Genomic DNA, 22,292 nt, shown 5'->3' with positions numbered 1-22,292 from the left:
AGCACGCGGCGTTACGCACCTATGCCGCCCCGGGAAAGCGGCGCCGGCCCGGCTGCTGAACCGGCTTCGGGCCAGTGCGAGAGGAACGCCGCCAGAGCTTCGGCGCAGAGCCGTGCAGGCCGCGTTTCGGCGTCGGTCCCCGGCCCTCCGGTCCACCGGGGCTCGCGGCCGGCACGAAGCCATACCCGGCCCACACGCGGCCGACGACGTCCGCACGAACGGTCGCTTGCCGGGCCCGACCGCCGTCACGCCGGCGACGGAAGTGCGCCGGCCACGCGTCTGCGCCTTCCACTTCCGCGCCTCGATCCGCCCCAGGCTCTCGGGCAGCGTCGTTCGCTGGCCGGTCGAGAGCGCGAGCGTGGTGGTGGCACCACGCCGCTCAGGGCAGGGGGCCGGTTCCCGGGTCGGGCACGGCCGACCGCGTCATGAAGAACCGCTCCTTTCCCTCCGCCCACGCGAAGCCGACGCGCGCCAGTTCGGCAACCGGTGGGCCACCGTCGTCCGCGGCGAACCTCAGGGTCACCCCCAACGCGTCTGCGGCCTCGACGAGCCAGTCCGCGAATTCTTCCGGAAGCCGGCCACCGGCGCGGCAGGCGATCACGAGCTGGTCCTCCGCATAGGCATCGAGCACGAAGCCGTCGCCACCGTCCCGTTGCAGGATGTGGCGCATCAGGCGGAAGGAGGCGGTGTCGAGTTCCGGCGGAACATGAGCGTCGAGACACGCGTCCACCTCGGCCCAGGTGGGCTGGTCGACCCGGTGGCCCGGTCCGACGAGATCCTCCGCCCTGTGCCGCATCGAGCCGACCTGAAGGTCGAAGCAGGTGGCGACCGCAAACCGGACCCCGTGCCGCGTCAGGACCGCCCGAGCCCGCCCGCACAGGTCGCCGCTGCGGTCGACGGCGATCTCCGTGACCTCCAGCCCGGGATGGCGCCGCAGCACGGTTTCCAGCGCCGCTCCGAAGCCGCCCCAGATATCGCCCTGCAGCCCGTCGAGCAGGCGACGGCGCCAGGGTGGCCCCGCCAAGCCCCGCTTCCTCGGACCGCCGACCGGGGGTGACCGCAGGACCGGCGCGGCTCGGGCGAACGCGGCGCTCCGGACCGCTCCGAGCTCCGCCTCGAAGACGGCGTCCGCCAGGCGCAGCACGAGGGGCGCGAGCGCCTTCCTCGCCGCTTTGCGGAACTCATGGGCGGCCGACCGCACCTGACGGGCACGCGTGTCGTCGCGTGCGCCCGAATTGTACCCGACCGCTCGCGAGCGGCCCGCACCCTGGGCGAAGGTCCGGGCTTCGAGGGCCTCGACCGCGCGCATCAGGATCGGGAGCGCTTCCAGGAAGCGGACGGCGCCGTCGAGGTGCTCCCGCGCCGTGGTGTGCTCCGGGACCTCGCCCGCGATCTGTCTCACCGCCGCGAGGAGGCCGGAGACGTCCCGTGGGTCCCGCAGTTGCGGCAGGGCGGAGGAGGCGGCGCGATGGAGTGGGTTGCGCGTCCTCGCGAGCGGCACGACGACCCCGTCGAGCCACGTTTGCCTGAGGTGCTTGCGCAACCCGACGTCCAGGCCATGCAGCTTGGACCGCAGGATGCCTCCCGCTCGGCTGGCGGTGAGAAGGTTGTCCAGCAACACGTTCAGGATCATGCCCGATTCGGGCGGACAAACCGCGACGACGGCCCGCATCGCCCGCCGGATTTCCCCTTCCGGGACGGAGGGCATGCCGGCGGCAGAAGCGTCGGGCGCGTTCGAGGCATACGGGACGTGGCCGGAAGGAGACATGCGAGCACCGGAGGGTTGGGACGGAGCCGCGCCGCCGGGGATCGGGCACCCCAGCGGGGCCCGCCGGGACCGCCGCTTGCGAGTGGCGCCGGCCCGAATCGACAGAGTGCTGCTCCGCCCGGGAGCACGCGTTGATCGTCCGGGCGGTCGTGAAAGGGACAAGCTGCGACCCGCCACCCCGATCTTCGGCCAGGAGTCCGCGAGGGGAGAGGCGCGTGCCAAGCCAGACCTGGCCCGGGCAGCCACAGGATTGCGCAGCTCTCAGGCCCAGCCCCAGTCCGGCGAAGCTCGGGGAGGGCGGTGACGTGGACCGGGAGTCGACCGGGGTCTGAACCCTCCGCGTGTCTCACAGCCGCCCGGAACCCGCGACCTGTATCAGGGCTCTGCTTGGGGGGGAGCCCACGGTCGAGCATGGCGCGGCGCCCGGCGGGTTCGTCGGCCAGCTGGCCCTCCGAAGCACGCACCGGTCGGCCACCGGCCCGCGCCTCCTCCTTGTCGGGCGAGCGGAAGCCGGCGGGTCCTTCCGGGCCCGCGGCGTAAGCGAGGAGGGTACCTGGGCCGGAGGCTGGGTGGCGGATTGCGCGGGCCGGCTCGCGCCGACTTGGTCGGAGGGGCCCGAGCCGCGACCGATGTTGACCGGACCCGTACCCCGCCTGGCGGAGGTGTCATGGCTCGGCGAAGGCGCCCAGGTCACGGACCGTGACCCGTGCCCGGGCCGCCCAAGGCGGGCACGTGCATCTCGACGAGCAGACGAGGCGCCGGGCGTTTCGCATCATCGACCGGCCGGGGGCTGGGACGGGCCCGGCGGGGCCGCGGTCGCGCCGGTGGCGGGCGGTGCATGGCTGCCACGAGGAGGGCGACGCTCGTGCACGCCTTCTCACGGCCCTGGTTTCCTCGACATTGACGCCTTCAGGCAGCTCGCCGGTTGCGTCATGCGAGCGGCCTGCCCCCGACGGCTGGCGCCCCGAGGCGAGGGCATGCCGCGGCCCCGTATCCGGGGGCCGCGGAGCAGGGACACCGGCCCCTGAATCGGGGGCGCTTGGCTCTCCGGGTCGGACGCTCGGGCCCGACGAGCGCCGGCGGGTCCAGGGCCCTGCCGGGCCTAGCGGCGGCCGGCCGCCATCCGGCCAACCAGGTTCCGGCCGGCCTTGCCCCGCAACGTCCAGGCGTGGGCCCGTGACGCTCCCGGCGGGACGGCGGGCGGCGCGGTCCGCACCGCGTCCACGTCACGACCGCGCGGGGACGCGTAGCAGGCGGCGATCCAGGCATGCACCGCGCCGACGAGCGCCGCCATGGTGACGGCGCTTCGCCCTTGACCGTCGCGACAGGACCCGGACCGGCCCAACAGGGCGTTGAGGTGCGCTTGTCCCGGCAGTGCACGTGCGGGCCGGTGCAGGACCTGGATCCCCATCCGCCACGCGGCCTCGTGGAAGCCCGTGTCATGGTACCCGACGGCGTGGTCCACCACGATGACTTCCGGCACGCCCAGGCACGGCCAGACGGCACCGAGCCCGCCTGCCGTGCCCGAGCCGTCACCGAACAGCCCGAGGACATCGACCGGCCGGCGCCGCGCCGCGTCGAGGGCCGCGGCGACGACCAGGCCCGTGCTCTCGTCGCGGGCCAGCGTCATGTGGACGACATCGAGGCCGAGGTCCGCGACGCGAACGGCGAGGGCTGCCTGGCTGATGCCTACGCACGCCAGCGCACGCGGGGAGGGGGCGCTCACGGGCACGCACCGGCCGTGCGCGTCCGGCGGCACCTGGCGGCACGATGCTGCCCGGGCGGCATCGTCGAGGGAGGGGGAGGAGGTGGTCGTTTCCTGGTCACGGATCTTCATCGGGGAACTCCGGCATGACGGCCGCAAGGGCGGCCCGTCGCTGGACAAGGGGGCTCCCCCGGCCGGAGCCGAGGGAGGGGAGCGCACCGCGGTGCGGACGCTCAGCGGTCGGCGTCGTCGGCGTCGGAGGGGCCCCGCCCGTCGAAGTCGGCGGCCCGGCGGCCCAGGGCACGCGCGACGTCGCCGTCCCACCGGTCGAAGTCGGGGTCGAGGAAGGCGGCGGTGACGGGGTCGTCGTCGGCGCCGGTGAGGCCACCGAAATCCAGGTCGTCCATGGGTCTTGTCCTCTCGCAGGCGAAGGGACCGGGCCCGCATGCCGTGAGGGCGGCGGGTCCTCGGCGATGGTCGCCAACGGGATCCAGGACGGGCGCAACGAGACGCTTGCGCAGGCGCGCAGGTGCGGCTAGGGTACGACTGTCGATCCGCGGGGCCTGGCAGCCTCCCGGAGGAACCCGTTGGCCTTGGCTGGCCGATCCCGAACCCTAGGGTGCGGGATGCCTGACACTCGCGGCAGCTGCGACACTGAGAGGCGAGTTCAGGGTAAAGCGCGCGGCCCATGGGCCGCGCGTTTCTTTTTGCCCGTCCGAGACCTGGGGTCCCGGGTCGGCCCGAACCAAGGGCGGGCCGCGAGCGCGCCCCTGCCTGACCGGGCGGTCAGCCGCCGGAGCGTTCGGGCAACGGGTCCAGGCCTGCTTGAGGTGATCGGCCGCCACGCGCGCCTCCATCATCCACGGTGAATGGTACCATGTTCCGGCGAGTTTTTACACCCGCGGTGTAGGTTGCCTGGACGACTTTGCCGGGTTGGTTAAGGTTCAGGCACCCGCCGGCCCGGATGTCTCCGACCGCCGTCATCTTGCGCCTACTTCCGCCCGGGGCAGCGGGTACCATCGGCGAGCGAGCTCGTCGTGGCGGACCAGGCCGAGGCGCTTCAAACGCGTTTTCGCCTTCTCGGACGCGTCCTTGCTCATCTGGGCGTCTCGGACGGCATCGTTCAGCTCGGTTCCGGACAGGCCGGCCTCGCCGGCCCGCTCCAGCGCCTCCACGATGACCGTGGCCGCGCGACCGAGGACCACGGAGGACGCTCCCGCGCGCTCGGGCCTCCCTGGCGGGGGCGGGGATGCCGGCGCCGCGGGCAGGGGCATCGGGACGGTCTCGGTCTCCGCCTTTGCCAGAAGCTCCTCCATGCGCTCCTTCTGGAGGTAGAGGAGCGCCAGCCGCGACGCGGTGGCGCGCAGGGACCTGTTCTGCTCCTCGACGAGCTTCTCGATATCCTCCTCGATGCGCCTGACCGCGGAGCGAAGGTCGTTGAACATGTGAGCTCCCCTTGCCCGCAGCGCAGCAGCCCCGGACGAAGCTGCCGGCCAGGGCTTACATGGCCATGGCCATACCTACGGCACCTGGCGGCCGACGGCAAGCATTTCCGGCCATGGCCGCCCGGGGAACGCCGGTAAGGTTAAGAAAGCCTTTCGCCCTATGCTTGTGCCCCATCGGACTGTCCCGGCCGCGGCTCGCCGCGTTGCCCGGACGGATCCTGGGCCTGACACGGTCACGGTCTCCGGGGCAGGGCCGCCGAAGTCCAGGGCCAGGCGCCGGGGGCGGGGCTTCCGCGATGCCCTCCGCCGTTGGCGACACCTGGCGGAACGGGAGAAACGGCACCGGTTATTCCGGCATGGCCATTGCACGGGCCAGCCATGGCCATGCCGCGCCGATCCTCGTCTGACGCCAAGAGATCCTGCGGACCCGCACCGTCGGCTCAACCGCGAGGCTCGCCGGCGGGCCGGAGCCGTGCGGTCCCGGCGGCGGCTTCCGCAAGTCGCGCCTCGCGATGCCTACAAGCGAGGCCGGGTCCGGGGTGCGCCCCGGATCGCGCGATCCCATCGCCCCGGCCTGCGCGGCGTGCCGGCGACCTGCCCAGGGCCGGTGCAGCGGACAATCGCGCCGGGATGCCGACCTCGGAACGCCCCGTAGGCATGCCTTAACAATTCACGGTCATTCGTCATTTGAGGTTGATGCCCCCATCCGACGTTCTCCAGCGCCGCCCTCAGGCGGCGAGGAGCGTCCCGGGACGACGCACGGCCCGACGGCCCACGTTGGCGCCCCCGAGGGGCTGACCCCCCTCGCTCGCGGCCTTCACCGCGAGACCCCGGTCGCGGATCACCCCGGCCGAGTTAACGTCGCGATGCTCGTTCAGCCCGCACGGGCAGACGTGGCGGCGCAGGGACAGCGGCTTTGGCACAACCGCCCCGCACTGCCGGCATTCCTGCGACGTCCCCCTGGCGTCGACGCAGATCAACTCGCCACCGGCCCTGGTAGCCTTGTAGCGGACGAACTGCACGAGCTTGCCCCATCCCGCATCCAGGATGGACCTGTTCAACCCTCTCTTCTGGCGGACGTTCGCTCCGGGCTCATCGACCGTCCCGGCGGCCGAGCGGGTCATGTTCCGGATGCGCAGGTCCTCCAGCATGACGAGCGAGTGCTCGCGCGTCAGCCGCGCCGAGACGCGGTGCAGGTACTGGTCCCGCGTGTTCGCCACCGCCTGCAACTGACGCGCCAGCCGAGCCTTGATCTTGCGCCGCCGGTTCGAGCCCTTGCGGCAGCGGGCGAGGGCCCGGCGGGAGACGCGGATCTCGCGCTCGCGACGCGAGGACGGGCGGACGTTCGGGATGCGCTCGCCGGTGGACAGCGTCAGCAGCGCCTCGACGCCCAGGTCGCCGCCCACCGCCTCGCCCGCAGGCGGCGTGGTCGCCACGACTTCGCTCGTCTTGACGGTAATGCAGACGAACCAGTGCCGGCCCTTGCGCGTGAACGTCACGCCCAGGATCTTCGCGTCGGACGGCAGCGGCCGGTCGTGGTTGAGGCGGATCGGGCGGCCGAAGCCCTTGAGCCGGATGCGGTCGCCCTCGTGCCGCAGGCCGGTGGCTTCCAGCAGGCCGAAAGAGCTCCAGCGGGACGCAGGCTTGAACCGCGGGAAGCCAGGCTTGAGCCCCCGCTTCACCCGTCCGAAGAAGCCGGTGAATGCGTCCTCGACGCGCTTGAGCGTCCAACGGCCCATGGTGACCGGATCGGCGCCGTGGCCTTCCGGGTCGTCGGCGCGGATGACGGTGAGGCTCTTCTGCTGGTCGAGGCGGGTGAAGGCCTTGCGCCCGAGCCGCCAGGCGTCGCGGCGCTCCTACAGGGCGGCGTTGTAGAGCAGGCGCTGACGCTCCAGCGCCTCGGCGAGGAGGCGGTGCTGGGCGGCGGTCGGCTGAGCTTCTGCTGGTACGTCAGGATCACGCGACCAGAGTAGAACGGAGTGGGAACGCGTCAAGCCCGCCCGAAGGTCGATCAACCCCAAACGACGAAGAACCGGAAGTTCCCGCTCGACCGGATCAAGATCGACCGCTCCTTCGTCGAGGCGGTGGACGAGCCGGGCACGGCGGCCATCGTTGGGGCCATCGCCGGCCTGGGGGCCTCCCTCGGCGCCGCGGTCACGGCCGAGGGCGTCGAGACGGAGCGGCAGCTCGGGGCGCTGCGGCTGTCCGGCTGCGGCGAGGCGCAGGGCTACCTGTTCGGCAAGCCCGCGCCCGCGGCCGAGGCCGCCGCGTTCCTGCGCCGGGGGGCCGGAACGAGGGCCGCATGACCCGGGCAGCCCCTTCGGGCCGCGGCGGGCGGCACAGGGCAGGAAGCGGGCCGCCCTAGCCCGCGCCGCGGGCGATCCGGCGGACGCCGCGCCGCGACCTTGGCGGTAGGCGACACGGCCGCTTAAGATTCCCCGCGGTACGCTCGATTCGGCGAACGTCCGTCACGTTCGTCGCCGCCGTCGCAGGGCCGGATACCCGCGCGGCGCATCGCGGTTACCGAGACGGCGGAGCCGCGCCGGAGGCGGTCGGAGGCGCCCATGGAGGCTTGGTCGACCACGGCGTTCGACGAGACCTCGCAGGCGGACCTGTTCGCGGCCTCGCCGGTCGCGGGCGGCCGCCCGCCGGTGGTGCGGTGCTGGCTGGCCTTCGACCGGGGCGGCGACGACGTCGGCGTCGCGCTGACCCTGTCCGACCGCCGCCACCTCATAGCGGATGCGTCGACCGGGTACGCCATCGTCGGCGACGACGATTTGGTCCTGCTGCCGGATCGGTCGCGCGACGAGCTGATCTGCCTCGGGCCACCCTGGCTGCTGCCCGCGCTGCCCACCGGCTTCCGGGCCCGCGGCCTCGCCCACTGGTCCAAGCTTCTGCGGGACACGTCGCTGGCGACGTTCCGCCCGTCGCCGGAGGCCAACGCCTGCATCGCGTTCGATATCAGGCCCGGTCCGCCGCTCGGTTGGTCGGCGCTGCACGGCGACCTGCGCGACGGGACCGTGGGCCGCCACCCGGATCGACCGGCCCCCGACGGCGTGGCCTTCCGCGGCGCGCGGGACGCGCGGCTCGTCGACGGCCTGCTTCACTTCGAGCGCGGCCGGCAGCTTGCGGAGGCGGGGAACGGCTCCGAGGCGCGCCTGGAGCGGGCGAAACGGCATCTCCGGCGCGCCGCGCAGCATTTCGCCGCCGGGCGGCAGCTCGGATGGGGCGAGGTGGCCGAACGATACCTGTCCAGGTTGGAAAGCCAGCTCTTCCGCATGAGGCAGATGGATCTGCCCGCCCTGCTTCCGCCGCGGCAAGCCGATGCGCTGTGCCTGCCGCGCCTCGGCCTGGGCGTTCACCGCCTGATGGCCGTTCCGCTGCCGCCGTTGGCGCTGACGCGGGGGGCCGTTCCCGCGGCGGCGGGGCGGGGCGCGCGCGAGCGCCGCGAGGCGCTCTGCTTCGTCCCGCTGCATCGGCCGACGCTCCGGCGTCTCCTGCCGGGCACGCGACCCGACGCCCTGCGCGGTCAGGTCGTCTTCGGGCCGCCGGGCACGGGGACGGCGACGACCGCCGTGCGGCTCGGCAAGGGGGCGAGCGTCGCCGTCTCGGCCATCCTCGACGGCGAGGTCCACCAGCTCCTGGGCATCGCGAGCCGTGAGCGCGCTGCCGAGACGGTGACCGTGTTCGCCGATGGCAACGGCGTCGTGGTCTCGCCCGGGGTCAAGCAGGGCAGGGTAGGGCACCCGCTGACCTTCAAGGCGACCGCCCGGGAAGGCGGGAGGCACGCGCTTCGATTCACGTTCTTGACTCGCGACCGCATCGTTTCGAAGATCCAGAGAACGGTCGAGGTTTACGAGGACAACGGTCAGGATGGCTCGTCGGCATGGCGGTCGCCGAAAGCGGGATGAGATCGCAGCCGGCGCGTTCCGAATGCGCATCGCCACGTCCACGAGCGACCACTCGCCCGCGAGGACCGAAGTCAGCGTCTTCGGGGCGGGGCAGCTCGACAGCCTGCGCTTCCACGGAGGCCCGCTGCGCGGTGCGCTGGCCGACGCCGTCCGCGCGTTCGCCGAGGGCCTGGCCGAGTTCGCCGGGCGCACCTGGGCACCCGAGGCCCAGGACCCGGCGTCGGCGGCGAGGCTGCAATCCTTCCAGAACGCCGCCGTGAGCCTCTTCAGCAACCTCTTCCGCCATACGGATCCCGAGAAGGGGGCCAAGGTCCGTGCCGACCTGGACTTCTACCTCGATCACCCGAACCTCAGGTCGATCACGTTCGACAGCGACCTGGCCGGCATCCCGCTCGACGCCCTGCACTACGGGCGCGTGGGCTCGGGGTTCGACGTCGAGCGCTTCCTCGGCAGCCGGGCCCCGCTGATCCACGCGCCGAGGCCTGATAAGGAAGAGAGGGAGGCGGACGACGCCGCGCCATCCGTCGGCCTGCTCGGGTCCACGCGCGTCACCTCCGTGTCCCGACGCGACGAGGCCAGCATCTTCGCCGTCTTCGAGGACCTTGGCGCCGCCTGCACGACGCGGGAGGACACGCCCCTGCTCGGCCTGGACAGGGAGCCGATGGCCGTGGCCGACCTCGCGTCCCTGTTCCGCGCGCTGGGCCAGCTCAGGTCGGTCTGGCACGTCACCAGCCACATGGAAAGCTTCGCGGGCCAGCACTACTTCGTGCTCGACAACGGGCTGGAGGTCCGGCCCGACTTCTTCAGCCCGCACCAGAAGGAGGCCCGTCCCTTGGTCGGGGAGCCTCTCGTGTTCCTGAACATCTGCGCATCGGCGGCCCCCGGGGTCATCGCCGACAGCAACTTCCCGGACAACCTGCACCTCATGCAGGCGGGCGGCGTGATCGCGACCCACTGCCTCGTCAACGAACGCTTCGCCACGGAATTCGCGCGCCGGTTCTACCGGCACGCATTCTCCCGCGCGCCCGGGGTGCGGGGCGAGCGCCTGACGGTCGCGGAGAGCCTGCATCAAGCGCGACGCGACAGCCTCCACCGGGACGGATCCGTCGCCAGCCTCTGCTATTCCTTCCATGCCCTGGACGATTTCGCCCTGCCCGGGGCCATCGAGGGCGAGGTCGCCACGGCGCGCGGGGAAGCTCTGCATGGAGCGGCATAAGAGGGGCGGCACCGGGACGGCGGCAGCCGAGCCCGCGGTGTGGGCCGTCCTGCGGACCGGCGGGAAGCAGTACGTCGTCCGCACCGGCGACCGGCTGAACGTCGCCCGCTCGGACTACCTGGCGGCCACGGTCCGCGACGCGGACGGACGCCGCTTCCACGCGTTCGACGACATCCTCATGCTCGGCTCGGGCGAGGGCACCGTCGTCGGCAGCCCGAACGTGCCGAACGCGCGGGTCATCGCGGAACTGCTGCCCGAGAAGCGGGGACCGAAGACAGTCTCGTTCAAGAAGCGGCGGCGCCAGAACTCCCGGCGGATGCGAGGCCACCGCCAGGTCCTGCAGCCCGTGCTGATCGTCTCGGTGGAGCCAGGCGACGGGCCCTTTGGCGAGATGGCTTGGCGGAGCGTCGACCGGTCCGGACCGGCGGAGCGTGGCAGGTTGGCGGGTGCCGCCGTTCCCGACCTCCTCGCGAGCCTCCGGTGGGGTGGGCCCGGGCAGGCCGTCGAGACGCTGCGGGAGGTGGCGACAAGGTCCTGGTCCGACGTGGCGGAACGGGAGCGCCGGGAAGTGGAGAGGTCCCTCGAACCGCTCCTGACCGCACCGGACGCACGTCTGCGCGCCGCCTCGGCGCTCGCCCTGGCGACCGTCACGGGCGTCCCGGCGGGCGGGGCCACGCCGGATGCCGTGGCCGATGCCTTGACCCGGTATTTCGCGCGCACCGGACGTCGCCACTTCGCCGAGGTGGCCCTTCGGGCCGACGCCGCACGCGGCACCGGCCCGGACGGCCTCGCGCATTACCGAGCGACGGTTTCCCTGAGGGACCGGCTCGACCTGCCGTCCGGCAACGCGACGGTGCGGCTCGGGCAGGGCATCCCGGTCGCGGCGCATGTCGAGGTCAACGTCTCCGGTCCAGGGATCGACCTCGGGTCGCGGCGCGTGATCGCCCGCGGCGAGAAGCCGGCGGGAACGGTGCGCGAGGCGGTCGTCTGTTTCGGGAACGACCACAGCGTCGGGGACAGCGCGATCCTCGACGTCGTGGTGGACGGTCGGCGGATCGAGCGCCGCTTCCTTTCTCTGTCGCGGCTCGCCATCACGCGCGACCCGCCCGCCCTGCCCGGGTCCGCGAGCTGGCCGGCGGCCTACGCCGGCGGCCTGATCCCGATGCCCAACCCTCCGGCCCAGGGGTCGGCCAGCAGCCTGTAATCCCGCGCATCCGCCTCGGCGGTGCCGCCGTCCCGCGGCCCGCCGCCGAGGACGTCGATCCTGGTATGGGCGAGGCGCAGCCGCAACCCGGGTCCGTCGTCGCGGCGCACGAGCTCCATCAGGCGGACGCCGAAGGCCAGGGCCGTGTCCCCGGCCACCTTGACCAGCCCGCCCGCCTCCTTGCGCACCTTGTGGCCCAGGCCGAGCTTGGCCGCCTCCGCCACCACCGCCTCGGCGTCGATCACGCGGCCCTTGTCGTCCGTCCAGGACATCTCGATCTCCGGGCAGCGGTACACGTCCACGACGGCGAAGATCCGCACGGCCTCAGCGCCTTCGACGAAGGAAAGGTCCGGGGCGTTCGGCCCCAGCGCCCGGCCGAGCGCGGCGAAGTCGATGCCGTCGCGCGTGGCCTTGGAGAACCGCAGGAACAACTTGCGCCCGCCGCTCGCCTCCGCCTTGGCCGAGATGCTCGGCAGGGTCGCGCCCGGCCAGAACCGCTCCAGGAAGGACGCGAAGATACCCCCCTCGACCCGGCCCTCCTGGCTGTCCGAGAACGTGGCGTCGACGTCCGCGAGGCGCGCGTCGCGCGCCACCTCCGGAAGAACCAGGCCAGGCACGAGGTTCTGGAGCGCGACGGGCCCGAACGCGTCCGGCACCGCACCGCTCCCCGCCAGCAGGAGCGCTTGGCCGGGCTGCAGGTCCTCCCGTGGCACCTTGAGCAGGTTGATCCGGTGCTTGTCGAACAGCAGCCGCAGCAGCGCATCCTGGATGTCGGGTCGGAAGACCGGATCGGTCATGGCTGGGTCCTGTCTCGTCTTGGTCGACCGGCCGGACCCTATCACGCGGCGCCGACCCGGACAGCGCCGCGCACGCCCCGGGCCGAATCCGGGACGCGCGACATAGCGCCCCCGCACGGGTCCGGTTCCTGCGTCCCGCCCGCTCGGGCGCCGGAGCCACGCGCTCGCCCGCCCGCCGCGCGCCTCGCCAGCCGCCCGTCCCGCCCGCGCGGACAAGGAGACCCATGGCGGACGCCCGCATCCGAGGCGTCCGCGGCGGCAGCCGACGGGATCGACCCTGCGCAAGCGTCCATCGACGCACCGGGACCTGCAGCCGGGGCCCCGCGTCGCGCTCCGGTGCGGATCGCCCCTCAACCCCGTGGCGCTCGCTGCGCCGGCCCGGACCGGCCGCCGCTACGGCCCCGGGGTACCGCGTGGGCCTTGATCGCCCATGTAACGGCCCGTCCAGGCCGTGGAGGTCAGGATCTGCCTGCCGACGACGCCGCACGCCCCCGCGACCGCGATGGCCACCAGGATGCGCAGGAACGTTCTCCGCGCGGCCGCCCGAACCCCTGGCCGGACGCGGCGCCTTCGTCCCGCGTTCCTGGATGTCCAGGCATGGCGTTCCGCGCGCATGCGAACTCTCCGGTCTCGCGGATACACGCCCGGGAACGCGGGAGGCCGCGCGCCCGGGGGGAACGGTACCCGCCTCTCAGCGGGGCGGGTCGAAGGAGTAGGGGAAGCTCAGCGAGTGCTGAAGGCCGGCCGTGACCCGGAAGTCCTGCCGGCGGTCGCCGCCGAAGCCGACGCCGACGGCCCCGACCAGGAGCGTCTGCGGCGTCACGATGTAGCGGGCGCCGATCTCGGCGAGGTTCACCGCGCGGCCGCGCTCCCGGTCCGTCTCGCGGTAGACGTCCGCCACCAACACGACGTCGTTCGACACCGGCTGGCTGTAGGCGACGCCGACCCGGTAACGGTCGCGCCGCTCCGCGTCCCGTCCGGTTATCGGGTCGTAGTTGTGGAACCAGGACGCGTTGAAGTGGATCTGGCGCGGCACGTACGAGTACGGCGAGAGCCCCTCCGGATCGGGCGTGCCGAGGGATTTGGTGGCCAGGAACTTGAGCTCGGTCTCGGTGCCGCCGGCCATCCGCCCGTAGGGCGTGTTGACGCCGAAGGCGACCGCCATCGCGGGCAGGACCAGGTCCTCCTGGTTGACGTTGTAGAAGCCTTGCGCCCGGAACGCGCCCTGGTCCGTATCGCTCGCCGTCCCGACACGGTACGGCGCCTCGACCGAGAGCTGGAAGTTCTTGAAGGCGCCCCATTCCAGCCGCGGCACGGCCATCAGGCTGCTGAGGTCGCGCGGGTCGTTCCGGATGCGGTTGTACTGGAAGTAGGACTGCACTTCGAGGCCGTTCTCCTTGATCGGATAGGCATCCTCGATGGTGATGGGCAGGCCCTCCTCCAGGTTGGAGTGGTCGGCGGCGAGCGCCGGGCCGGCGCAGAGGGCGAGGAGGGCCGCGAGGGCGCCGCGCGTGGTCATCGACATCGGGCGGCTCCTCAGCGGACGGCAACGCGGACCGGGCCGAGGCTCGGCTCGACGGACATGTCGATGGAGGGCACGTCGGGGATATGGGCGGCCTTGGCCTTCCAGGCGGAGAGCATGTGCTCGACCATCATGGCCGGGGTCTCGCCGGGCTCGGTGGCGCCCGGCATCATCCGCATGCCGGGGGCGACCTGCATCAGGGCGTCGCGGAGCGAGCCGGGCACCTCGCCGGGCTCGATCCCGAGCCGGCCGTTCATCATCATCTGCCGCATGACTGCGGCCCGTTGCGCCTTCGAGAGGCCGCCCGGGTACATCATCGGCAGCATCTCCATGAGCATGTCCATCATGATCATGCCCATGGCGCCCTGAGGCGCGCGCACCCAGGCCGGGTAGGTGCGCGGATCGTAACTGGGGTGGGGCTCGCGGAACTTGCGGGCGTAGGCCTCGTCGCCGGGCTGGTAGCCCATGGCGTCGATGACCCGGTACATCTCGGCCCGCTTCTCCTCGACCGTCCAGCCCTTGTAGGCCAGGATCGAGTAGGCGATGCCGTGGAGCATGTGCAGGTTGTCGAAGATGTTCGCGCTCTCGGGACTCATCCGCGCGTAGCGCGGCATGATCTCCCGCGAGAGGACCATCCGGCCCGGCCGGTCCGGGAGGACGTCCCGGTACAGGGTGTCCTGCACGGCCCGGATAGCGACCTCCTGGTCGCGGTTGCCCGCGATCATCTGGGCCTCGTAGACAGCCGGGTGCCACCAGTGGGCGACGTAGAACAGACTCTGGTCGAGCGGGTAGAAGTTCCGGAAGTAGTTGAAATAGGGCTTCATCATGATGCCCGCCCGCCGCATCGTCAGCTCAAGCGGCGCGACGCTGCGGGGCACGCCCGGGGTCTGCATGGCGAGGTAGTATTCGACCGCGCGGTCGGTCCAAACCTTCTTCTCGGCCCACGGGATCTCGCGGAACGCCATCACGTCGTAAGTCTGCTCGTGATGCATGTGCGTCCAGTCGATGGTCCGGAACAGCGTGTGCATCGCCCGGTCGACGTAGGACGAGTAGTACGGCATCTCCGGCTCGGTGGCCGGCGGGTCGCGCAGCCATCCCTGCGCTTCCTTGTCGAAGCGGGCGTCGACCGCGGCGTGGTCCTCGAACCGGGTGAGTTGCAGCAGGTCGTGCTGCTTCGAGTGGAAGAAGTGCATCCCGGCACCGATGCGGTACGCTTGGTTGTGCCGGTAGAAGAACGCGAGGTTGTACGGGCCCTTGAGGAAGCCGACCTCGTTACGCTGTTCGAGCGCGAATGCCCGACCGACGCCGCTCGACAGGGTTGCCGTCGCGGCCAACGCCCCGGCGGCGCATGCGAGAAAGCCCCGTCGCGACGTGTCGGTCATCCGAACCTCCCAAGATACCCCCTATGGGTAATGGGACCGGCGCCGGCGCGTCAAAGCCAACGTGCCGATAATCCCTGGAGGAGGACAAGATCTCGCCGCGTGTTGCCGGGAGGCGACAATCGATGCGGCCAGGGGGCTGAAGGCTCGCCCCACGAGGAACGAGGCGGCGAGGTCGGAGGTGACCAGCCAAGACCGAGCGGCGAGGCGGGTGCGGGGGCCGCGGCGGGACCGAGGGGCGCAGGCCACCCCGCCACCGCGGCGGGTGCGACGCCTTCCCCTTGCCGGGAGGCGGGGACGACGACCACGAACGAGGCGCCCTCGCGCGAGGCGCCTGGCGGAGGTCAGACGATCCGGGCGATGAGGCTGCCGACCTCATCCGCGAGCCGCTGCCGCTCGGCCTCCGAAAGGTTGCCGGCGAGGGACGATTGCACCAGCGCGTGCATGTGGTCGCGAACCATGTCGGACTGCACGCGCCGGAGCGCCGCAATCACCGCATCGATCTGATGCGCGACGTCGACGCAGTAGCGCCCGGTCTCGATCATCTGCTGCACGCCGCGCACCTGCCCCTCGATGCGGCGGAGCCGCGGAAGCTGCTGCTTGTGGTCGACCGGGACGCCCCCGTGGTCCACTTCGGAACCTGACATGTTGCCGTGCACCTCTGGTGGGGAGGCCGAGCGACGGCCCGCAACCCGGAACCATACCCCAAAAGGGTATGTTGATTCATCGCGAGCCCCCGAGCTCCGCCTGAGCTTGCGGGCCGCTCCTCATAGTAAGGCTTGACCCCACCCCCAACAATGCGAGCCGCCAAATGCATCAGATGAGCCCGGACATGCAGTCCTGCATCGACGAGTGCCTGCGCTGCTATCAGACCTGCCTCGGCATGGCCTCGAACCACTGCCTCCCGGCCGGCGGCAAGCACGTCGAGCCCGAGCATTTCCGGCTGATGCTGGCCTGCGCCGAGATCTGCCGGACCTCGGCGCACTTCATGCTGCTCGGCACCGCGCACCACAAGCACACCTGCGCCGAGTGCGCCGACGTCTGCGAGGACTGCGCCCGCAGCTGCGAGCAGGTCGGCGACATGCAAGCCTGCGTCGAGCAGTGCCGCCGCTGCGCCGAGAGCTGCCGGAAGATGGCCGCCTGAACGCGGCGACCTCGCCGGTGCGGCGTTTGCGAGGGGGCCCAAGCCGCGCGCTCGCTGCCCTTCGTGCCGGCGCCGCGTCCGCCCCAGCGTGGCGGTGCCGCAGCCGGCATGGGTCACCCCGATGTCAGGCATGCCCGCCGCCGAGCGCGACGGGGCGAGCGCTGCCCGCCGCGCAGCGTCATCCGCCGTGCCAGCCGGCCCCGCGGCGGCCGGCGCGCGCCGACCGATCCGCTTGGCGCACCTGGCCTGAGAGGTCGAATCCCGTCAGACCTCACGCCGTCCCGACGGGCCCAAGCGGCGGCACCGCGTCTGGCTGCGCTGGCCTGGCGAGCGGCCAACGACAGGCCGATCCCAGGCGTGGTGGGAAGCGAAGGCCGCGTCCCCGGTCGCTCGACCCCGTCGTCCGGCGGCTGCCGGCCTCGCCTGCGCGTCAATGCCGTCAGGCGTGTTCCGCGCGTCGCCGGTTATCGGGACGACCCGCGGGGGACCGGGGCGCGGTGCCGGCGAGGTCATCGAGGATCGGGCAATCCGGACGGTCGTCGCCCGAGCAATGCTCGGCGAGATGGCTGAGGGTCCGGACCATGGCCTGCATCTCGGCGATGCGCGCTTCGAGGTCGCGCACATGCCGCGTTGCCACGGCCTTCACCTCGGAGCTGGCCCGCCGCTTGTCGTGCCAAAGGCCAAGCAGGGCGGCGACCTCGTCCAGGGGAAACCCCAGGCTGCGGGCGCGCCGCACGAAGCGGAGCGCGTGCACGTCCTCGTCACCGTAGAGCCTGTAACCCGCCTCGGAGCGCGCCGCCGGCCGGATCAGGCCGATGCTTTCGTAGTAGCGGATCATCTTGGCCGAGACCCCCGAGGCCTTGGCCGCCTCACCGATGTTCATGGCTTTGCCCTCCGCTGGACGGGTGACCGGGGCCGGGCCTTCGCAACCGCCTCCGGGTCTAGGACGCGGCGCCGCCGCGGTCGAGCCCGCGCCGGCCGGGGCCGTCCCCGACCGTGGCCCCGGGGCGGCGCCTAGGAAGCGGCAGCCTTCGTGGCCTGGAGCATCGGCGCGAACGCCCGCAAGCGGAGAGCGTTCAGGACGACGCTGACGCTGGAGAAGGCCATGGCGAGGCCGGCGAACAGCGGCGACATCAGGATGCCGAAGGCCGGATAGAGTGCACCGGCGGCGACCGGGATCAGCACGGCGTTGTAGGCGAAGGCCCAGAACAGGTTCTGGCGGATGTTGCGGATGGTCGCCCGCGACAGCGCGACGGCGTTCGCGACGTTCCGCAGGTCGCCGGACATCAGCACGACGTCCGCGCTTTCCACCGCGATGTCCGTTCCGGTGCCGATGGCCAACCCCACGTCGGCCTGCGCGAGCGCGGGGGCGTCGTTGATGCCGTCGCCGACGAAGGCCACGGGAACGGTCCCATCCGCCTGAAGCCGGCGCACGACGTCGGCCTTGTCGGTCGGCAGCACCTCCGCCTCGACCGCGTCGATGCCGAGACGGCGCGCGACGGCCTCGGCGGTGCGACGGTTGTCGCCGGTGACCATCACCACCCGCGCATCGAGGCGCCGCAGGGCCGCGATGGCCTCGGGCGTGCTCTCCTTGATCGGGTCGGCGACCGCGACCAGGGCCGCCAGGACACCATCCACGGCAACGTACAGGGGGGTCCGACCGTCGTCGGCCAGCCGCTCGGCCGCGCCGGAAAGGGCGGAGAGGTCGAGGCCGCGCCGCCGCATGAGGCGGTCGGCGCCGGCCTCGACGCGGCGTCCCTCGACCATGGCGCGTGCCCCGAACCCGGGGATCGCCTCGAACCCGACGGCCTCCGCCAGTCGGACCCCGCGCCGCTGCGCGGCCGCGACGATGGCCGCCGCGACGGGATGTTCCGAGCGCGCCTCCATCGAGGCCAGGAGCCGCAGCACGGTGTCCTCGTCGAAGCCAGGCAGGACTGCGATGTCGGTCAGCTCGGGCGTGCCCTTGGTCAGCGTCCCGGTCTTGTCGAGCGCGATCACCCGGGCGTCCCGCAGCGCCTGGAGCGCCTCCCCGCGTCGGAACAGGATGCCGAACTCGGCCGCCTTGCCGGTTCCGACCATGATCGAGGTCGGCGTCGCGAGGCCCATCGCGCAGGGGCAGGCGATGATCAGCACCGCGACCGCGTTGGCGAGCGCGAAGGCCAGGGCGGGAGACGGGCCGAAGGCGAGCCAGATCCCGAGCGTGACGGCCGCGGCGCCGAGCACGGCGGGCACGAACCAAGTCGTCACCCGGTCGACGAGGGCCTGGATCGGCAGCTTCGACCCTTGCGCCGCCTCGACGGTGCGCACGATCTGCGCCAGCAACGTGTCGGACCCGACCTTGGTGGCCCGGAAGCGGAAGCTGCCGGTGCCGTTCACGGTGCCGCCGATGACCTCGTCGCCGGTTGCCTTGCGCGCGGGGACGGGCTCGCCGGTGACCATCGCCTCGTCGACGTAGGAGGCGCCGTCGAGCACGGTACCGTCGACGGGCAGGCGCTCGCCGGGCCGCACGGCGACGACGTCGCCGGGACGGACCCCCTCGACGTCGACCTCCGTCTCGACCCCGTCGCGCACGACCCGGGCCGTCCGCGCCTGGAGCGTCAGCAGGTGCCGGATCGCGTCGCTCGTGCGGCCCCTTGCCCTGGCCTCGAACCATCGTCCCAGCAGGATGAGCGTCACGATCACGGCGCCCGCCTCGAAGTAGGTGTAGGCCGTGCCGGCGGGCAGGAGCCAGGGCGCTAGCGCCGCGACGACCGAGAAGCCGTAGGCCGCGCTGGTCCCGAGCATCACCAGGCTGTTCATATCGGGCGCGCCGCGCAGGAGGGCCGGGATGCCCTTGGCGTAGAAGCGCAAGCCGGGCCCGAACTGGATGAGGCTGGCGAAGACGAGGGACAGGAGCGTGAGCATGCCCTGACCGAGGGTTCTCGTCAGAGCCTCGTGCAGGCTGCCGGAGAGGTGCGCGCTCATCTCGAAGACGAGCAGCGGTGCGGTGGCGAGCGCGGCCAGAAGCACCGAGCGGCGCAAAGCCGCAATCTCCGCCTCGCGCTCCGCCCGTTCGCGGTCGCCGGCCGCCGCGGCGTCGCGCACCGGCTCGGCCTCGTAGCCCGCCGCGGCGACCGCCGCGACGATGCGTTGGGCCATGCCGGCCCCGCCGAGGTGGCGCACCGACGCGCGCTGCGTGGCGAGGTTCACGGTGGCGTCACGAACGCCCGGGACCTGGCCGAGCGCCCGCTCGACACGGCCGACGCAGGACGCGCAGGTCATGCCGGAAACGCGCAGCTCCGTCACGACCTCGACGGGTTCGTAGCCCGCCCCGCGAACCGCGTCGGCGACCGCGATGTCGCTCGCGCCCGCGGCCAGGACGCCGCTGACGCGTCCGGTGGCGAGGTTCACGTTGGCCGCTTGCACCCCCGCCACCGCGCGGACCGCCGTCTCGACGCGCCCTACGCACGAGGCGCAGCTCATTCCCCGGACCGGAAATTCGAACCTCGTCCCGCTCCCCCTGGCTCCTTCGGCAGTCGCTTGTGCGGCCATCCTTGTCTCCCTCGAACGTCGATGGCTCCGGAGATGGGGCTTCCTACAATGGGAAGGTCAAGGGGCCTTCGAGGCGGGCCTTCCGGTGCGGGCGATCTCGTGGTCCCGCAGAGAATCCGTTCGAATGCCAGGGATGGCCCTTGACCTTCCCACCATGGGAACGACCATTTGCGTGGGGATCCCAACCGAGGAGGTTCCCAAATGTGCTGCTGCACGAACAATCTCACCGCTCGCCCGGCTTCCGCTTCCGGTTCGGCGCGGCCCGACGCGGTCGTGCTGCGGGTCGACGGCATGACCTGCGGCCATTGCGTGCGGGCGGTCACCGCCGCCATCGCGCGCGATCTGCCCGGCGCGGTGGCGAGCGTGGACTTGGCCACGAAGACGCTCACGGTCAGCGGGACGACGGACGCGGTCGCCGTCGCCAGGGCGGTCGTGTCGGCCGGCTACACGCCCGTACAGGCCGGGTGAGTCTCATGGCCGAGCGAGACGCGGCCGGTGCCGGAGCCGGGCGCCCCGGCTCCGGGGGCGCCGCGATGGGGCCGGTGACCCCGGCCTCGCCGACCGCGACCTCGCTCGGCGCGCTCCTCACGCTCGGGGCCCCCGCACATTCCGAACCTGGATGCGCATCACCCGATCCGGGACCGCGTGGCCGGGTTCGGGGCCGTCGGACTGACGGCGTCACCCGGCCGGCCCCTCGGCACGGGCCACGGGACCACCCACCTGGGAGACCGCTTCCCGGATCACGGGACGGCAACGGCGTGGTGGCTTCCGGTTCGACGCCTCATCGCTCACGGCGCGCCATCCCGCTTCCTGACGGCCACGCTGGGCTTCGGCGAAAGGTGTCCGCGGCCTGAGGACCGCTCGTCGATCCGGTACGAGCGGCCGATGATGAACCCTCCTGCGCGACCTGGGGCAGGGGGCGTTAGCGGCACGGTCGAGGGATCGGGAGGGGGCCTCCCGATTGCGGGCGGACCTCGTTCACACGCCGTACGTCCTGGCCGAAGGCCGGATCGCGGCTTGGCAGGCCCTTCGGCCGCCTGCCGTGATGGCCGGCGCGCGGACGTTGCGCGGTTGCGACACCCTCCCAGGATCGCACGAGACCGCGCCGAACCAAGCCGGATCTTGTGGTGCCGGATACCCGGCCGGGGCATAAGTCCCCTGCAGCGCGGCCGAGCCTTGGGGCGATGACGAACGTGGACGACGCCTGGGTCGGCAAGCTCATCCGGCACTGGCGCGAGGATGCCGGTGCTTCCTACCGCACTTGGTTCCTCTGGGACGAGCGCATCAAGAACTTCCGGTCGATTCGACGCGGCATCCAGGCGGTCGTCGACGAGGTCAAGGCCGACACCTTCGGCAACGCCTACCGGGGCTCCTCGCTGGAGACGGTGGTCCATTCCATCGCCGAGCAGCGCCAGGTCTTCAAAGGTGCCGACCACGCCTTCCTCTGGAAGCCGAAGCTGCGCATCCCTGACATCTACGAGGATCGCGCCAACCAGGTCGCGTTCGGGCGCTTCCTCGAAACCTGCCTCTGCTGCAACGCCGAGGCGCACGTGGTGTCCGCGATACAAGCGCTTGACCAGGCCCGCATCAAGGGCTTGGGGCCGGCCGCGGCCAACCTGCTCTATTTCCTGCACCCAACCTGGGTTCCGCCGTTCAACACGGCCATCGTGAAGGGCTACAACGCCCTGACGGGCGCCAACGTGAAGCTCGGCAAGTGGGACGAGTATCTCGCCATGCGGCGCGGCATCCTCGACCTCAACAAGACCCATCGCTCGCTGCTGTCGAACGACTTCGGTGCCGTCGCCGGCTTCCTCTTCGACGTGGGATCGGGTCGGTATCCGCTGCCGGAGCGCGACACCTCCGCCGCGCTGGAGCTCTGGCGCGAGAACCTCGAACGCGTGCGGGTGGAGGCGACCGGCGCCGCGTCAAAGGCGGAGCAGGCCGCCCGCGAAGCCGACCACACCCACACCGAGGTTCAGGGTTGGCTGCGCGACCTCGGCCTCGCGCTCGGCTTCGACGTCTGGATCGCCTCGAACGACGGCAACCGGCCCTACGGCGCGGGCCGGCTCTCCGACGGATGCCTGCAACGCCTGCCCGGGCGGCTGGCCGCGACCGCCTCGGCCGAGACCGTCCGCCTCATCGACGTGATCTGGATCGACAAGGCCAGCCAGGACCTGGCCGCAGCCTTCGAGGTCGAGCATACGACGAGCATCTACTCCGGCATCGTCCGCATGCTGGATCTGGCCCTCGGGGCCGAGGGCGGGACCGCCCGGAACTTCTTCCTCGTCGCTCCCGACAATCGGGAGGACGACGTCCGGGCACAGTTCGCCCGGCCAGCCTTCTCGCGGGTGGCCGAGCTGGATCTCCGCTACCTGCCCTACAGCGAGCTGCGCGGTCACCGCGAGAGCATCGCCCGTTTCGGGAGCGGCCTGAAAGGCGTGCTCGCCATCGCGCGTCCCGTCGGCCAGATCCGTTAGCGAGGCCGGCCCTGCCGACGGGCGACGGCCGGCTTCGCGGCAACCGGCGCGGCCGGACGGCGGTCAGGCCCTGCCCTGGCGCCGGACTGCCGACCGGCCCTTACCCGGGCAGGGTACGCTCCCCGGAGCGCGCAGGCACGACCGGGCGCCGCCGCTACCGGTAACGACGCTTACCCAGGCCAACGGCGCGGAC

General features: G+C 72.2%; 19 protein-coding genes. 8 read left to right on the top strand and 11 right to left on the bottom strand.

The features are described from left to right. Positions 1-379 precede the first annotated feature (379 nt). The 5 genes from HNR01_RS07625 to HNR01_RS07605 form a co-directional block, all read right to left on the bottom strand. Positions 380-1,633, bottom strand: coding sequence for a hypothetical protein (locus tag HNR01_RS07625; protein ID WP_158022282.1), 1,254 nt, complete (start codon positions 1,631-1,633; stop codon positions 380-382). Positions 1,634-2,870: 1,237 nt separating this feature from the next. Continuing rightward, positions 2,871-3,494, bottom strand: coding sequence for a hypothetical protein (locus tag HNR01_RS07620; RefSeq protein ID WP_131801296.1), 624 nt, complete (start codon positions 3,492-3,494; stop codon positions 2,871-2,873). Positions 3,495-3,706: 212 nt separating this feature from the next. After that, a complete protein-coding gene (locus HNR01_RS07615) occupies positions 3,707-3,880 on the bottom strand; it encodes a hypothetical protein (protein ID WP_009866584.1) in 174 nt (57 codons plus the stop codon). A gap of 573 nt (positions 3,881-4,453) precedes the next feature. After that, complete coding sequence (locus HNR01_RS07610) at positions 4,454-4,918, bottom strand: hypothetical protein (protein ID WP_009866583.1); 465 nt, start codon at positions 4,916-4,918, stop codon at positions 4,454-4,456. 728 nt (positions 4,919-5,646) lie between these two features. Next, positions 5,647-6,702: an RNA-guided endonuclease InsQ/TnpB family protein gene (locus tag HNR01_RS07605; protein WP_306438902.1), complete on the bottom strand. Its 1,056-nt coding sequence runs from the start codon at positions 6,700-6,702 to the stop codon at positions 5,647-5,649. On the opposite strand from HNR01_RS07605, the gene HNR01_RS07600 reads away from it, so the two are divergent. The 5 genes from HNR01_RS07600 (at position 6,676) to rplU (ending at position 11,249) form a co-directional block, all read left to right on the top strand. Further along, on the top strand, positions 6,676-6,891 hold the full coding sequence (locus HNR01_RS07600) for a hypothetical protein (RefSeq protein ID WP_052300043.1): 216 nt from the start codon (positions 6,676-6,678) through the stop codon (positions 6,889-6,891). The two genes, HNR01_RS07605 and HNR01_RS07600, sit on opposite strands and share 27 nt — an antisense overlap. 6 nt (positions 6,892-6,897) lie before the next feature. Then, on the top strand, positions 6,898-7,224 hold the full coding sequence (locus tag HNR01_RS07595) for an EAL domain-containing protein (RefSeq protein ID WP_009864761.1): 327 nt from the start codon (positions 6,898-6,900) through the stop codon (positions 7,222-7,224). Positions 7,225-7,482: 258 nt separating this feature from the next. Further along, positions 7,483-8,829 (top strand): hypothetical protein, encoded by a 1,347-nt coding sequence (locus HNR01_RS07590; RefSeq protein WP_012454412.1) that lies wholly within the window; start codon positions 7,483-7,485, stop codon positions 8,827-8,829. A 22-nt stretch (positions 8,830-8,851) separates the two neighbouring features. Beyond that, complete coding sequence (locus HNR01_RS07585) at positions 8,852-10,045, top strand: CHAT domain-containing protein (RefSeq protein ID WP_142583512.1); 1,194 nt, start codon at positions 8,852-8,854, stop codon at positions 10,043-10,045. Continuing rightward, a complete protein-coding gene (gene rplU / locus HNR01_RS07580) occupies positions 10,032-11,249 on the top strand; it encodes a 50S ribosomal protein L21 (RefSeq protein WP_052300044.1) in 1,218 nt (405 codons plus the stop codon). The genes HNR01_RS07585 and rplU overlap by 14 nt, the downstream gene beginning before the upstream one ends. On the opposite strand, the gene HNR01_RS07575 is transcribed toward rplU, so the two are convergent. From HNR01_RS07575 to HNR01_RS07560, 4 genes are all read right to left on the bottom strand, one after another. After that, positions 11,186-12,046 carry a hypothetical protein gene (locus HNR01_RS07575; protein WP_012454415.1) on the bottom strand — a complete coding sequence of 287 codons (861 nt, stop codon included), beginning with the start codon at positions 12,044-12,046 and terminating at the stop codon, positions 11,186-11,188. The genes rplU and HNR01_RS07575 overlap by 64 nt on opposite strands. A 691-nt stretch (positions 12,047-12,737) precedes the next feature. After that, positions 12,738-13,571 (bottom strand): hypothetical protein, encoded by an 834-nt coding sequence (locus tag HNR01_RS07570; RefSeq protein WP_183667276.1) that lies wholly within the window; start codon positions 13,569-13,571, stop codon positions 12,738-12,740. A gap of 11 nt (positions 13,572-13,582) precedes the next feature. Then, entirely contained in the window at positions 13,583-14,950 is a 1,368-nt protein-coding gene (locus HNR01_RS07565; protein WP_012454417.1) for a hypothetical protein, read from the bottom strand. Between the two features lie 341 nt (positions 14,951-15,291). Beyond that, positions 15,292-15,594: a metal-sensitive transcriptional regulator gene (locus tag HNR01_RS07560; RefSeq protein ID WP_012454418.1), complete on the bottom strand. Its 303-nt coding sequence runs from the start codon at positions 15,592-15,594 to the stop codon at positions 15,292-15,294. A 164-nt stretch (positions 15,595-15,758) separates the two neighbouring features. On the opposite strand from HNR01_RS07560, the gene HNR01_RS07555 reads away from it, so the two are divergent. Then, positions 15,759-16,091 carry a four-helix bundle copper-binding protein gene (locus HNR01_RS07555; RefSeq protein WP_142585592.1) on the top strand — a complete coding sequence of 111 codons (333 nt, stop codon included), beginning with the start codon at positions 15,759-15,761 and terminating at the stop codon, positions 16,089-16,091. A 439-nt stretch (positions 16,092-16,530) separates the two neighbouring features. Here the strand turns inward: HNR01_RS07555 and cueR are convergent, their stop codons facing one another. Together cueR and HNR01_RS07545 are read right to left on the bottom strand one after the other, a co-directional pair. Then, positions 16,531-16,974, bottom strand: coding sequence for a Cu(I)-responsive transcriptional regulator (gene cueR / locus HNR01_RS07550; RefSeq protein ID WP_153874043.1), 444 nt, complete (start codon positions 16,972-16,974; stop codon positions 16,531-16,533). A gap of 131 nt (positions 16,975-17,105) precedes the next feature. Further along, positions 17,106-19,622: a heavy metal translocating P-type ATPase gene (locus tag HNR01_RS07545; protein ID WP_183667275.1), complete on the bottom strand. Its 2,517-nt coding sequence runs from the start codon at positions 19,620-19,622 to the stop codon at positions 17,106-17,108. A gap of 201 nt (positions 19,623-19,823) precedes the next feature. Here HNR01_RS07545 and HNR01_RS07540 point away from each other — a divergent pair, with 201 nt between their 5' ends. Beyond that, the gene (locus tag HNR01_RS07540; protein WP_009866539.1) at positions 19,824-20,090 is read left to right on the top strand and encodes a heavy-metal-associated domain-containing protein; all 267 of its coding nucleotides are present in this window, start codon (positions 19,824-19,826) and stop codon (positions 20,088-20,090) included. A gap of 716 nt (positions 20,091-20,806) precedes the next feature. Further along, positions 20,807-22,099: a type II restriction enzyme NmeDI-related protein gene (locus HNR01_RS07535; RefSeq protein WP_183667274.1), complete on the top strand. Its 1,293-nt coding sequence runs from the start codon at positions 20,807-20,809 to the stop codon at positions 22,097-22,099. The last annotated feature ends 193 nt before the right edge of the window (positions 22,100-22,292 follow it).

Origin of the sequence: Methylorubrum rhodesianum, assembly GCF_014199985.1 — a bacterium.
GTDB lineage: Bacteria > Pseudomonadota > Alphaproteobacteria > Rhizobiales > Beijerinckiaceae > Methylobacterium > Methylobacterium rhodesianum.
The sequence above is the reverse complement of the archived record's forward strand: the minus strand, read 5'-3'. Positions and strand labels throughout refer to the sequence as shown.